This is a genomic window from Legionella adelaidensis (assembly GCF_900637865.1).
Lineage (GTDB): Bacteria > Pseudomonadota > Gammaproteobacteria > Legionellales > Legionellaceae > Legionella_A > Legionella_A adelaidensis.
Map to the genome: position 1 here is coordinate 56894 of NZ_LR134420.1, position 13722 is coordinate 70615.

Consider the following 13722-nt stretch of genomic DNA (forward strand, 5'->3'; position numbering starts at 1 on the left):
TTTTGTTAAAAAATAGCATTAGCTTCTTAACAAATTCTTTACAATACGTTAAGATGTCGTGGTGTTTAACAAGTAGCTTAGAACAATGACCGAATCCATACTCACAAATTTGCGTAAACTACGCGTTTATAGAAAGCGAAGTTTTAAATTTGATTTTATTGCCGCTATAGTAGTTTTCCTAGTCGCCATCCCTCTGTGTTTAGGTATTGCCTTAGCCTCTGGTGCCCCTCTTTTCTCGGGTATTTTAAGTGGAATAATCGGCGGCATAATTATTGGCTCTCTTAGTGGCTCACAAGTAAGTGTAAGTGGCCCCGCCGCAGGAATGGCTGCTGTTGTTTTAGGTGCTATTACACAGCTCGGTGATTTTCAAATTTTTCTTCTGGCCGTTGCCATAGCCGGCTTACTGCAAATCCTTATGGGCACATTACGTGCTGGATTTATTGCTGATTATATTCCTTCCAACGTTATCCAAGGGTTATTATGTGCAATCGGTATATTATTAATACTTAAACAACTTCCTTTGGCATTTACCCTTTCCTCTGATTTAACTGAGCTTAAAGGCCACTTATTAGACACAACCGAGGGCTTTAGTTTAAAACCTTTATATGAGCTTTCTTTCCATATTAATAGTGGTGCTGTGCTCATTTCGTTAACCTCATTTGCATTATTAATCTTTTTTGATAAAACACGGATTACATGGTTAAAAGCTATTCCTGGTCCCATAGTGGTAGTAATACTTGGTATCTTATTGAATGAATTATTTTTATTCTATGATTCGTATCTAGCCCAGCATAGCCCCCAATTAGTAAATATCCCCAAACAAGAACGCATGATCGATTTCTTTGCCCAAATGCAATTACCTAATTGGTCAGCCTGGTCTAATCCTAAAGTATATTTTTACGCCCTGGTTATCGCAATTGTTGCTTCTTTGGAAACCTTATTAAACGTTAAAGCAGGGGAAAAGCTGGATCGTAAAAGACGTTACACTTCCAAAGACAGGGAACTATTTGCGCAAGGGATCGGTAATATGGTAGCGGGGCTAATTGGCGGGATTCCCGTAACCTCCGTAGTAGTAAGAACTTCGGTTAATATCCAGGCGGGTTCTAAAACAAAAATGTCTACTATATTGCATGGCATATTTATCTTATTAGCGGTAATGTTATTACCAGACATGCTTAATCGCATTCCATTGTGCTCTTTAGCAGCTATTTTAATTTATACTGGTTACAAATTAACCAAGCCAGCAATTTATACCCAAATTTACAAACAAGGTTGGGACAGGTTTATTCCTTTTATTGCTACATTAATCAGTATTGTTGCTTTAAACTTATTGGTCGGCATTCTTATCGGATTAATCGTTAGCTTATTTTTTATTTTCAAAGCACATAGTCAAGTGCGCATTGATATTATTAAAGAAATATACCCCAATGGAATAACTAATCGTTTGATTCTGCCTCAGCAAACTACCTTTTTAAATAAAGCTTCATTGGTTGCCGAATTAGACTCTATCCCCAAGAATTCGCAATTAATTATCGACGCACGTTATTCAGATTTTATTGACAAAGAAATAGTAGAACTTATTAAAGAGTTTCAAAGTGAACAGGCGCCTCTTAAGCAAATTTCTTTAAACCTTATGGGTTTTAAAGATTATTATAATATTCACAATTATATTGATTTTATTACCGTTACCACTTATGACGTGCAAGCTAATCTCCAACCCTCCCGGGTTTTGAATATTTTACGTGAAGGAAACCATCGATTTCTTAAAGATAGACGTATTCACCGCAGCTTAAAAATTGATATTAAACATACAGCTTCCACGCAACACCCTATTGCTGTAGTGCTCGCATGTATTGATTCCCGCGTTCCTGTAGAAACTATCTTTGACATGACTTTCGGCGATTTATTCTGCGTACGTGTCGGCGGTAATGTGGTAAATGATGATGTATTAGCTAGTATTGAATACGCTTGTAGTGTAGTAGGTGCAAAACTCATTGTTGTTTTGGGGCATACGCACTGCGGAGCTATTCAAGCAGCTTGTGATGATGTAGAAAAAGGCCACATTACGCAATTGTTAGCGAAAATAAAACCTGCAATCGCCGCAGAAAAAGAAACCGAGGTAAATCGCAATAGCCAAAATACCCCTTTTGTAAATAAAGTTATTAAATTAAATGTAGGTCATACCCTACACGATATTTACAAAAAAAGTACCATTCTTCGTGAAATGACCGAAAATGACGAAATCGGGATGGTAGGAGCAGTTTATGACGTAAATACCGGTAAAGTTAACTTTAGAAATTTTGGCCCGGAGGTTCAACAATTTGATCCCCATGCCACTGAATTGGCCGAAAAACTAAGCACCCTCATAAGCGACGCCCACGCCGATGAAATGCATAAAGAACTCCAGTTAGAAATTCCTTAAGATAGCGCTTGGACTTAATGCCTGTTTTAAGTGTAATTCTTGCCTACGCTGGTTGAGCCGACAGGCCCAACCAGCGCTATTTTTACTTTGCTACCCTTTGGCACCAACCTATAAAAGTAGTTAGTCTACTTCATGCGTTTGAATACTTCATAAGTGTATCCGCTACCTTCATGGGTACTAAAAGTTTTCACAAGTTGGTACTTATCATCTTTTAATAAAAACGGTTGTATACACGCATCTGCAGGGGCATAAGTGGTCTGTTTTTCACGTAGTGACGTTAAAATAATAATCTGGGGCGATTCTTTCAGCGTTTTTTTACAGAAATTTTCTATTCTTTGAGCCGATCTATCCATTCCCATCGTGAGGTTATTTAAACAGTAGGAATCAATAATTTTTAGAGAGCTTTTATAGGGGATTAAACCTGTATCTCCAAGAACTACCGTTGCGTTTTTCTCTACATTATTATTTAACCAATCCACAACTTGTAAGCGAAGATTTTCCCCTTTTTGCGGATCTATAGTAAAAAATCGGTATTCATTTAGTTTCATGCCAGGAATAAAAAATAAAGCTAGCAGAACACTGGCCAACCAGATAAAAGAAGTTTTTTCATAACTTGCCAAATAGCGGCGAAAATAAAAACGAATTCCGAGTAATACTAAAGGTAGCAGCAATATGTATACAGGTAGAAAAAGTCGCGTATAGAAAGCGACTATTGGATCGGCACCTATTAATAAAACACCGTAAACAACACTTGGTATCCAAAGAAAATAATGCTTTCGGCTGTGGTTTTTGATTTCTTGCACTATCGCGGGGAAAATTAATAGAAATAAAGGGTAGATTAAAATCAGATAGTCCTTATCAAGGGACAACTCAGTAAAACTTGATAACCCTTTACAGGATACGGAGTTAGGGAATAAATGACCGAAATAAGTCCATCTCCAAATAAAATAAGGAGCAAATATAAAAATAAAGCTAGCAATAAAATACAGTAAATTACGGTAAAAAACAGGTGCTGTGCGTGGCTTGTCCATCCACATCAAAACAAGGAATAACGCTACAAAACCAGGCATTTCTGGTCTAGTCATAGCGCCTAGGCCGAGTAAAATGCCGGCCATAATCCAATAAACTTTTACTAAAGGCCCTCTTTTCTGCGGATAAGCCAAATGCCCGAGACCTTTTAAAATAAAATAAACACTAAAACAAAAAATCGACTGATACACCGTCGTTTCAAACCCACTAACGCTCCAAATAATTTGCCCTTTATAAAACAACATCCAAAAAGACGGGATAAGGGCTATGAGCGGGGTAAACCACAGACGTGAAATAAGATAAATTCCAATAAACGTAATGAAAAGTCCAACAGCTCCCGCTATTTTTAAGACAAAAACAGGGTTTAATCCCATCTGAATGGCAAACTTACCTAATGCTAAAAATATAAAACTTGTGTAGCCTTCCACCGGTGGCTCGTTTATATTCCAAACCAATCCATAACCTTCACTCCAATTACGGGCATACCGCAAAGGAATATACATATCATCAACGGTAAACGGCCATATAGCGATAAGTTGTAAAACAAACAAGTATATAAACAGAAAGCATAAGAACGCGGCGATACTAATTTTTTTAAAAGTTAGCCTGTCTTTTATCATTGAATAAGGGCCAGGAAAGTAAGAACAAAGAAACAAATAAAATTAAATACCGATAAATAATCCGAAAAAAACAAGGCAATGGGATCATCTTTTTTGCGATCTTTGCTTGTCAGTTTGGTAAAACGGTACAAACCAAAAGCTGCGAATGGGATAGTCAATATAAAATAAAAAGACCAATTACGAACAAAGTAAATATAAAATACGTACCCAAATAAACATAAATAGCCAGTGCTAAATAACAGAAAATTTAAAAGACGCGGATGGTATTTTTTTAACACAGCTCGCCTTTCATTGACTTTCAAAAGCTGTAATTCTAAACGTCGTTTGCTTAAAGCAATAAATAAGCTTAATAAAGTAGCGGTAAGTGTCAACCACCAGGTAATGGGCAAGCCGATGCCAATGGTGCCCGCAAGAATACGCAACATAAAACCGCTCGCTATACACAAAACATCTAGAACCGGCACATTTCTAAGAAAATAGTTATAAGCAAAATTTATAAGTAAATAGATTGCCAATATACCTACCATTTTAAATGAAACTAAAAATGCCAGGCCCATTCCTACGATTAAAAGAAAGAAAAAACTTCCTACGGCAAAAGGAATGGAAACTAAACCGCTTGCTAAGGGACGTTTATTTTTACGGGGATGTAACTGATCTTCAGCAATGTCTTTTAAATCATTATAAATATATACAGCACTGGCAATTAAATTAAATGCCAGGGCAGCGACTATAGCCCGCGGCCAAAAAAAAGATTGATTAGAATAAATAACTCCCAGGAGAACAAAAATTGCTTTTGTCCAATGTGACACTCGCAACAATAAATAGAATTTTTTTATTGAATCCATTCCACTTAAACCGGATTTTCGCTTTCTATAAAATTATGTCGTAATTCAAATTTAGCACCCAGATGATGTCCTAAAGCCTGAATTCCATAGCGCTCTGTGGCATAATGACCACACGCGTAATAATGAATATCCATTTCAATTGCTTCATAGTAGGTTCTTTCAGAAATCTCACCACTGATATAAGCGTCGACACCTAAAGCGGCAGCATCTTTTATAAAATCCTGCGCCCCTCCCGAGCACCATGCAATTGTGGAAATTTTTTCTTTACTAACAGGAATATGTAAAGGTTGTCTTTTTAATTTTTCTTGTAAAAAAAAGGAAAATTCATCCGGGGTCATCGACTTAATCAGTTCCCCCGCCCAAAGCAAATTTTTAGTTTTTCCTACTGAATATTTATTGATCGCTTCCACTTCAAAAAGTTCAGCAAGACAAGCGTTATTCCCTACATCAAGATGACAATCCAGAGGCAAGTGGTAAGCAAATAAATTAATATTATTATTTAAAAGCTGACTAATACGATTCTTTTTTATGCCTGTAATGACCGGGTTCTCACCACGCCAAAAATATCCATGGTGAACCAATAAAGCATCTGCCTGTAAAGCTACTGCGGACTGAATTACATCTGCCGATGCAGTTACCGCTGTACAAATATGCTCAATATTTTCTTTGCCTTCAATCTGCAAACCATTCGGTGCGTAATCAGAAAATAAGTCACAACTTAAATAGTCTTGCAGATAATGATTTAAGTCCTCTCTTTTAATCACCTTCCAGAACACCGTTTAATATCAGCGCCCAAAATAGAAAACTTTTCTTCAATACGCTCATATCCCCTATCGACATGATAAATCCGCTCTACTCGCGTCTCTCCCTCAGCCACCAATCCAGCCAGGATCAAGCTTGCAGAAGCACGTAGATCAGTGGCCATAACCGGCGCTCCTGTCAGTTTCTCAATTCCATTAACCATGGCGGTATTTCCATGTAAACGAATTTGCGCTCCCATTCGTTGTAGCTCTTGCACATGCATAAAACGGTTTTCAAAAATAGTTTCTACAATAGATGCCGAGCCTTGGGCAACAGTATTTAATACCATAAATTGCGCTTGCATATCCGTTGGAAACCCTGGATAAGGTGCTGTAGAAATGTTTACGGCACTTGGTCTTTCCCCATGCATATTTAAATTTACCCAATCTTCGCCAATAGTGATGGCCGCTCCAGCTTCTTCAAATTTACAAAGCATCGATAACAAGTTATCTGGCTTTACTTTACGCACGGTTACATTGCCTCGGGTCACAGCCCCAGAAGTCAAATAAGTGCCTGCTTCAATACGATCGGGCATTACTGAATACGAACCCCCGCCCAAAGAATCCACGCCTTCGATTTCAATGGTATGGGTTCCCGCACCATGGATTTTTGCACCCATTTGAATCAAAAAATTAGCCAGGTCAACTACCTCTGGTTCACGAGCAGCGTTTTTAATTACTGTTTTACCTTCAGCTAAACAAGCAGCCATTAATACGTTTTCTGTTCCACCTACAGTGACAGTATCAAACACCAGGGTTTTTCCTTGTAAACGGCCATTTTTACAACGTGCTTTGATAAACCCATTTTTTACAGAAATGTCAGCCCCCATCGCTTTAAATGCTTTTAAGTGCAAATCGACGGGACGGGTACCAATCGCACAGCCACCCGGCAAGGAAACGTCTGCTTGCCCAAAACGAGAAAGAAGCGGACCTAAAACCAATATCGAAGCACGCATGGTTTTTACTAATTCATAAGGAGCAGTAAAATCATTAATATGGCTTGCGTCTACCTGGACATTCATTTTTTCATCAAGAACTAATTGAGCCCCTAGCTGGCCTAATAGCTCCATCATCGTGGTAATATCACGAAGATGAGGGACATTGGCAACAGTGACATTATCGCTGGCGAGGATGGTGGCTGCCATAATAGGTAACGCTGAATTTTTTGCACCTGAGATAGTTACATCACCTTGAAGGGGCTTCCCGCCATTGATGATTAATTTATCCATGTTGCTTCTCCCATTCTTCATTGGTCAGTGTTTGCATTGAAATAGCATGCAAGCTACCCCCGATAATATCATCTTTTAATTGTGAATAGACCCATTGTTGCCTGGCTACTTTCGACTTTCCGTTAAAGACGTCAGAAACAATGACTAATTGAAAATGGTAACCGTCCCCTTTCACTTTGACATAATCCACATTTTCAAGGGCTAACAATTTTTGTTCTATTTCTTCATTGCTTATCATTTTTTATCTCAACAGCCTTTACTGGCGATTCTAAAATCCACCCCACACCACAAAATTCTGCTAAAGCATGAATAGCAGCAGAAGCGCCTTCAATTCGTAAATCTTTTTTGAAAGTTTTACAGATGCGTTTTGCTTCAATTAAAAAAGCAAGACCCGCACTATCACAATGATTAACATTGGTTAAATTACAAAAAATGGTGGCATTATCCTGCGCCCTGGCCAATTTTTGCAAACGGACCGCGTCCTGCTGTACCGTATCAAACGTTAACTCAGCAGCAGGGGTAAATTGAATTTCCATTATGCAGCCTTTTTACGCATTTGATTAATCAGCTCGTCCATGCTTGAATTTTGCAGGATTTGACCAAATTGCGATCGGAAACTTTGTAACAAGCTGACCCCTTCAACGCTTAAATCATAAATTTTCCATTGGCCATTCTTAGAAACCAGGCTATAGCTTAAAGGAATATTTTGACCGTTGCTGCGGCTAATTACGCTATTTACTCGAATAAACTTCCCATTGGTTGCACCACGTAAAGGAAGAAATTTTACTTTTTCATCAGAATACTCCGCCAAGGGAGTCGAATACGTTCGTATAACCAGTTTGGTAAATTCTTGTGTAAATTCTTTCTTTTGAGCACTGGTAGCCTGGTTCCATGCTTGTCTTCCTAAAACAGAACGCGACATACCGGTTACGTCAACTACGGGTAATAAATACCGGGTAACGGCTTGGTGAATAATCGCGTGGTTATTTTTTAAATTTCCCTTGTTCTGATTTAAGGTATTAATAATTTGATTGGCAACATTTTCCAGCATAGGGACCGGAGAATCTTGCGCACAAAGAATGGTTGATACCCCTAGCGCCAAAGTGAGTAATAACGTTTTTAATGTTTTCATATAGATGCACCTTTTCTGCAATTATGATTTTTTATTAATATTAAATAAGAGTTGACCAATTAAATTTTCAAGAATCACTGCTTCCTGGGTCTTGGCAATAACATCCCCGCTACGCAAATAAGGATGCGCTTTACTTCCTTCATCGTCATCATCAAAACCCGGGACAATACTAATATAATTAGAACCTAACAAACCTTGGGTTAGAATGCGAGCACTAGCATCTTCATAGGGAATGGGCTTATCAGGACGCAAGGCCATAGTTACCTTGGCATTAAGGCTTCCCGGTTGCAATTCAATATTCGTTACTTCGCCAATTTTAACTCCAGCAACCGTAACAGGAGCCCGTACCTTTAGCCCTCCTATATCAGTAAACTCCGCCGTAACTGAATAACTGTTTTTCGTAGAAGAAAAATCAGAGAAACCACTTACTTTAAAAACCATAACTGATAAAGCCAGTAAGCCTAGCAGCATAAACATTCCAACGCTAATATCTATATAACGCTGCTTTTTCATTACCAATCTCCAATCATTACTGCTGTCAAAAGAAAATCAAATCCTAAAACTGCCAAGGAAGAATAAACCACCGTTTTAGTCGTAGCCTGGCTGATGCCTTCCGAGGTGGGTTTGCATGAAAAACCTTGGAAAACAGCAATCCATAAGACTAAAAATGCAAAAACAACACTTTTTATGATGCCGCTTAAAACATCCATGCGAAAATCAACGGAAGCTTGCATGTTTGACCAAAAACTCCCTCCATCAATTCCTAACCACTCTACTCCAATAAAATATCCTCCGAAAACAGCAACAGCGGAAAAAATTAAAGCGAGCAGAGGCAAAGCAACGATACCCGCTAAAAAACGGGGAAAAATGATACGACCTAGTGGATCGACACCCATCATATCCATACTATCCAGTTGCTCCGTTGCCTTCATAAGGCCAATTTCAGCGGTAAGTGCCGAACCGGCTCTGCCAGCAAATAGTAATGCGCTGATTACAGGCCCCAATTCGCGAGAAACACTGAGTGCAAGTAGCTGACCTAATTGCGTGGTGGCACCAAATTTATTAAGCGTATTAAAGCCTTGAAGGCCTACTACCATTCCTATAAAAAGTGCGGACACGACAATAATTAAACAGGATAAAACGCCCACATAGTATAGCTGTGAACGAAAATCTGGCCATAAGCGGCGAAAATCCGGTTTTCTTAACAATACTTTTAGTAAAAAAACACCAGAATTTCCAATTCCTTGTAAAGAATTTAAGCCACGCAGTCCTAATTTGGCGATTGCCTCAAGCATCTAATAACTCCTCTTGATAAGAACGGGCGGGGTAATGGAAAGGAACTACACCATCAGCCTCTCCATGCATAAATTGTTTTACGAGTGGATTATCAGAGTGAATTAGTTCTTCAGGCGTTCCCTGCCCTATTACTTTCCCACCAGCAATTAAATAAATGTAGTCGGCAATAGACGTGGTTTCGTTTACATCATGCGAGACCACAATACTGGTGATTTCGAGTAATTGATTTAACCGTTTAATTAATTTAACTAATACACCTAAAGAAATGGGATCTTGCCCAGTAAAAGGCTCATCATACATCATAAGAGCGGGATCAAGCACAATACTTCTAGCCAATGCCACTCTTCTAGCCATACCCCCCGATAACTGGGCAGGCATTAAATCTGCAGCCCCTCTTAATCCCACCGCTTCCAACTTCATAAGTACAATATCTCTAAGTAAGGCTTCACTTAAAGAAGTGTGTTCACGCAAAGGGAAAGCGACATTGTCAAAAACAGACAGGTTAGTGAATAAAGCACTATTTTGAAAAAGAAGCCCCATTTTACGCCGAGCCTCATAGAGTGCTTTACGCGAAAGTGTGTGAATATTTTCCCCATCTACGCGTATCTCGCCCGCATTGGGGGTTAATAATGCTCCAATTAATCGTAAAAGCGTGGTTTTGCCGCTACCACTAGGTCCCATAATAGCAGTAATCTTTCCCCGTTTTACTGCAATATCAATTTCATTAAAAATCAATCGATCTTGGTGAGCAAAGGAAAGCTTGGTGATTTCCACCAAATTGTCAGCCATACTTTTAATTCCGGAATTATTTAGACAATATTATACTCAAGAAACGCTAAATTGCTATTAGTCATGGCTACTTCTCTTGTCCCCCTCGAGGCCGCATTTGCGTTGTCAATTTGGTGGTTATTTGTTTTTATGCAGGCGGGCGCAAAGACCCAACAAACCTTTCAAAAGGTCGCTCTTAAGCATTCGATATCAATCCCCATTTGATTTGATAGTTAGACCCTACACCCCATACTATGTTAATATCTGCAAAATTTATTCAACTTACATAACCTATGAACTTTTGCGAACTAGGTCTTGCTGTTATTGAAACCGAAGCACAAGCTGTTTTTGAATTAACGCAGCGTATTGATCAGCGCTTTGATCAAGCTTGCAGGCTTTTATTGGCTTGCAAAGGGCGAATAGTTGTAACCGGTATGGGGAAATCTGGACATATTGGAGCTAAGATTGCTTCCACTTTCGCAAGTACAGGTAGCCCTGCTTTCTTTATGCACCCCGGGGAAGCAAGCCACGGGGATTTGGGTATGATTACAAACCAGGACGCAGTGCTTGCCATTTCCAATTCAGGAACTACGCAAGAATTATTAATATTGCTGCCCATGTTAAAAAGGATGCAAATTCCTTTAATCAGTCTAACCGGCAACCCCGCGTCGCCTTTAGCCAAAGCAGCTGATGTTAATCTTGACCTGAGTATTCGCCAGGAAGCATGCCCTTTAGGCCTTGCACCAACTACGAGCACTACTGTATCGCTGGTCATGGGCGATGCTTTAGCGATTGGCTTATTACAAGCAAAAGGTTTTAGCGCCGATGACTTTGCTCTCACTCACCCTGCAGGTAACCTGGGCAAACGTTTATTATTAAAAGTAGATGATCTGGCTCATAAAGGGGAAGAAATACCTGTTGTTAGTGAAAATGCTACTATCCGTGAAGCACTCATTGAAGTAACCGCAAAAAAATTAGGTATGACATGCGTTACCAATGAAAAAGGCCATTTGGTTGGTATTTATACGGATGGGGACGTAAGAAGAACGCTCAACCGTGAACTTGACATTAATAACACGCAAATTAAAGAAGTAATGACACGTAATAGTCGCACTATTTCTTTTGGTTTATTGGCTGTAGAAGCATTAAGCTTAATGCAGCAACATTGCATTACTTCCCTTATCGTTATTGATGAAAATAATTTCCCGCAAGGGGTCTTGCATTTACATGATCTACTACGAGCCGGGGTCATTTAACCTAGGAAAACCATGAAAGAGTTGATTGAAAAAGCAAAAAAAATTAAATGTTTAATTTGTGATGTAGACGGCGTTTTAACCGACGGACTTTTGTTTATTGATAATTTTGGTAATGAATTAAAAGCTTTTCACGTGCTAGATGGCATGGGCCTAAAGCTTTTGATGGCTGCAGGGATAGAAGTAGCTGTCATTACCACTTCCAAAAACGCCGTCATTGAGCATCGTATGCAGCAATTAGGGATTGAAAATTATTTTAAAGGCCAAGTAGATAAGCAAGAAGCTTTTGCCAAAATCAAAGCAAAATTAGGATTTGCAAATGAAGAAATAGCTTATGTGGGTGATGATCTGCCTGATCTACCTATTATTCAGCAAGTAGGTTTAGGTATTGCGGTGGCAAATGCGGTTTATCAAGTGAAAGAGTTTGCCGTTTGGCACACAGAACAACAAGGCGGCCGTGGTGCCGTTCGGGAAGTTTGTGATTTTATATTAAACGCCCAAAACAAATGGGATTTAGCATTAACAGGATATTTTAGCCAATGAACGCCGGCAGCAAACAAGCAGTTTGGATTTTCATCGCACTAATAGCGCTTGCTTGCTCAGGCTGGTATTTTGCCAGCTCTCCCATACAAATTACGTTAGATAATCAAACCTTAGCAAATACTATCGATTCTACGGCTACTCATCTAACAGTAAAGCAGTTTAATGCGGAGGGAAAACTCGCCAGTTTGTTGCAAACCCCCCAAATGGATCATATTCCAAATGAAAACACACATTTACTGGCAGCCCCTTTTATTAAAATAAATCAAATTAATAAACCCGCCTGGGAAGTACAATCAAAACAGGCCATTTCAAAAGAGGGCGGTCAATTAATAACTTTTGAAAAGGATGTCATTATTCACCAAAAGAGCGCAGAACAGACAGCAGAGAGTACCCTAAAAACCGAATTATTATTTTATCAACCAAAAACCAAACTTGCGTGGACACATGCCAAAGTGTTCTTTGAGCAAATGGGGAACATCGTTGAATCAAAAGGTATGAAAGCATATTTGGAAGAAAAACACATACAGTTATTAAGCGAAGCCCGAGCAACTTATGTTCCAAAACAAGGTTAATTGTTTTTTTGTAATAATAATAGTATTACTAAGCGGTAATTGCTTTGCTTTACCTGAAGATAAAAATGAAGTAATTAACCTACGGGCAGATTCTGCCGATTTAAATCAACAAACTCACAATGGTAAATACATAGGGAATGTTGAATTTGACCAAGGTTCTAGCCACCTTCGGGCTGCAGAGGCCATCACCAAAGCAAATGAAAAAAACGAATTAATAAAAGCAATTGCCAAGGGAAGTAAAAAAGAGCAAGCTCATTACTGGGCGTTAACCGCACCAGATAAACCCCCATTACATGCTTATGCTGATAAAATAACATACTTTCCTGAGCGCCATATTATCGAATTGATAGGCAATGCCCGGGTTGAGCAAGGAACCGATTCTTTTTCTGCCCCTAAAATAATCTATGATACGGAGCATGAACACGTTGTAACCGAGAGCGATGGAAAAAAAAGAACAGTAATCATTTTTCATCCTGAGAAAAAAGCATGAATGAATTAGTAGCACTTAATTTAAAAAAATCTTTTAAAACCCGTACAGTAGTAAACGGTGTCAGTATTAAAATAAACCAAGGCGAATGTATCGGTTTACTAGGTCCCAATGGCGCGGGCAAAACTACCTGTTTTTACATGATTGTAGGTTTGCAGTCTTGCGACGAGGGCCAAATCCTCTTTAATCACAAGGATATTACCAAAACGGCCATGCACCAAAGAGCGCGACTGGGCATTGGATATCTTCCACAAGAAGCCTCTATCTTTCGAAAATTATCTGTGGCTGACAATATAATGGCCATCCTGGAGCTTCGTAAAGATTTGAATAAAACACAGCGTAAACAACGACTTGACCAACTCTTGCAAGAATTCAATCTTACCCATCTCTACAGCAATTTGGGCATGAGTTTATCAGGGGGAGAGCGCCGGCGGGTTGAAATTGCGAGGGCTTTAGCGATTGAACCTGCTTTTATATTATTAGACGAGCCTTTTGCGGGAGTGGACCCCATTTCAGTATTAGACATAAAAAATATTATTTCTCATTTATGTAAGAAAAATATTGGGGTTTTAATTACTGATCACAACGTACGCGAAACTTTAGATATTTGTGAACGTGGCTATATTGTTAGCCAGGGAAAAATCCTTTGTGAAGGTACTCCTACAGAAATCCTTAACAATCAGCAAGTACGTGCAGTTTATTTAGGAGAAGAGTTCACACTCTAAA

The 13722-nt window shown here is 39.1% G+C and carries 16 protein-coding genes; 6 read left to right on the forward strand and 10 right to left on the reverse strand.

The window, feature by feature from the left end; genetic code table 11:
• The first annotated feature begins 85 nt into the window (after nt 1-85).
• Nucleotides 86-2422 (forward strand): bifunctional SulP family inorganic anion transporter/carbonic anhydrase, encoded by a 2337-nt coding sequence (locus EL206_RS03565; RefSeq protein ID WP_058461475.1) that lies wholly within the window; start codon nt 86-88, stop codon nt 2420-2422.
• A 125-nt stretch (nt 2423-2547) separates the two neighbouring features.
• Here EL206_RS03565 and EL206_RS03570 read toward each other — a convergent pair whose 3' ends face one another.
• The 10 genes from EL206_RS03570 to EL206_RS03615 all read right to left on the reverse strand — a co-directional run bounded on the left by EL206_RS03570 (nt 2548) and on the right by EL206_RS03615 (nt 10162).
• The gene (locus EL206_RS03570; protein WP_232048513.1) at nt 2548-4002 is read right to left on the reverse strand and encodes a glycosyltransferase family 39 protein; all 1455 of its coding nucleotides are present in this window, start codon (nt 4000-4002) and stop codon (nt 2548-2550) included.
• Between the two features lie 65 nt (nt 4003-4067).
• Complete coding sequence (locus tag EL206_RS03575) at nt 4068-4916, reverse strand: decaprenyl-phosphate phosphoribosyltransferase (RefSeq protein ID WP_058461473.1); 849 nt, start codon at nt 4914-4916, stop codon at nt 4068-4070.
• A gap of 5 nt (nt 4917-4921) precedes the next feature.
• Nucleotides 4922-5680 (reverse strand): Nif3-like dinuclear metal center hexameric protein, encoded by a 759-nt coding sequence (locus EL206_RS03580; RefSeq protein ID WP_084758817.1) that lies wholly within the window; start codon nt 5678-5680, stop codon nt 4922-4924.
• On the reverse strand, nt 5677-6945 hold the full coding sequence (gene murA, locus EL206_RS03585; RefSeq protein ID WP_058461472.1) for a UDP-N-acetylglucosamine 1-carboxyvinyltransferase: 1269 nt from the start codon (nt 6943-6945) through the stop codon (nt 5677-5679). The genes EL206_RS03580 and murA overlap by 4 nt, the downstream gene beginning before the upstream one ends.
• Nucleotides 6938-7183 (reverse strand): BolA family protein, encoded by a 246-nt coding sequence (locus tag EL206_RS03590; RefSeq protein ID WP_058461471.1) that lies wholly within the window; start codon nt 7181-7183, stop codon nt 6938-6940. The genes murA and EL206_RS03590 overlap by 8 nt, the downstream gene beginning before the upstream one ends.
• The gene (locus EL206_RS03595; protein ID WP_058461470.1) at nt 7170-7481 is read right to left on the reverse strand and encodes an STAS domain-containing protein; all 312 of its coding nucleotides are present in this window, start codon (nt 7479-7481) and stop codon (nt 7170-7172) included. Before EL206_RS03595 ends, EL206_RS03590 begins: the two co-directional genes overlap by 14 nt.
• Nucleotides 7481-8077 carry an MlaC/ttg2D family ABC transporter substrate-binding protein gene (locus EL206_RS03600; protein ID WP_058461469.1) on the reverse strand — a complete coding sequence of 199 codons (597 nt, stop codon included), beginning with the start codon at nt 8075-8077 and terminating at the stop codon, nt 7481-7483. Before EL206_RS03600 ends, EL206_RS03595 begins: the two co-directional genes overlap by 1 nt.
• 21 nt (nt 8078-8098) lie before the next feature.
• A complete protein-coding gene (gene mlaD / locus EL206_RS03605; RefSeq protein ID WP_058461468.1) occupies nt 8099-8590 on the reverse strand; it encodes an outer membrane lipid asymmetry maintenance protein MlaD in 492 nt (163 codons plus the stop codon).
• Nucleotides 8590-9372, reverse strand: a complete 783-nt coding sequence (mlaE, locus tag EL206_RS03610) for a lipid asymmetry maintenance ABC transporter permease subunit MlaE (protein WP_058461467.1) — start codon at nt 9370-9372, stop codon at nt 8590-8592. The genes mlaD and mlaE overlap by 1 nt, the downstream gene beginning before the upstream one ends.
• Nucleotides 9365-10162 carry an ATP-binding cassette domain-containing protein gene (locus EL206_RS03615; protein WP_058461466.1) on the reverse strand — a complete coding sequence of 266 codons (798 nt, stop codon included), beginning with the start codon at nt 10160-10162 and terminating at the stop codon, nt 9365-9367. Before EL206_RS03615 ends, mlaE begins: the two co-directional genes overlap by 8 nt.
• 272 nt (nt 10163-10434) lie before the next feature.
• On the opposite strand from EL206_RS03615, the gene EL206_RS03620 reads away from it, so the two are divergent.
• From EL206_RS03620 to lptB, 5 genes are read left to right on the forward strand one after another with little or no spacing between them, the layout of a single operon-like run.
• The gene (locus EL206_RS03620; RefSeq protein ID WP_058461465.1) at nt 10435-11397 is read left to right on the forward strand and encodes a KpsF/GutQ family sugar-phosphate isomerase; all 963 of its coding nucleotides are present in this window, start codon (nt 10435-10437) and stop codon (nt 11395-11397) included.
• A 12-nt stretch (nt 11398-11409) separates the two neighbouring features.
• Nucleotides 11410-11937 carry a KdsC family phosphatase gene (locus EL206_RS03625; protein WP_058461464.1) on the forward strand — a complete coding sequence of 176 codons (528 nt, stop codon included), beginning with the start codon at nt 11410-11412 and terminating at the stop codon, nt 11935-11937.
• A complete protein-coding gene (gene lptC / locus EL206_RS03630; RefSeq protein WP_058461463.1) occupies nt 11934-12509 on the forward strand; it encodes an LPS export ABC transporter periplasmic protein LptC in 576 nt (191 codons plus the stop codon). Before EL206_RS03625 ends, lptC begins: the two co-directional genes overlap by 4 nt.
• Nucleotides 12490-12999 (forward strand): lipopolysaccharide transport periplasmic protein LptA, encoded by a 510-nt coding sequence (gene lptA / locus EL206_RS03635; protein WP_058461462.1) that lies wholly within the window; start codon nt 12490-12492, stop codon nt 12997-12999. Before lptC ends, lptA begins: the two co-directional genes overlap by 20 nt.
• Complete coding sequence (gene lptB / locus EL206_RS03640) at nt 12996-13721, forward strand: LPS export ABC transporter ATP-binding protein (RefSeq protein ID WP_058461461.1); 726 nt, start codon at nt 12996-12998, stop codon at nt 13719-13721. The genes lptA and lptB overlap by 4 nt, the downstream gene beginning before the upstream one ends.
• Nucleotide 13722 lies beyond the last annotated feature (1 nt).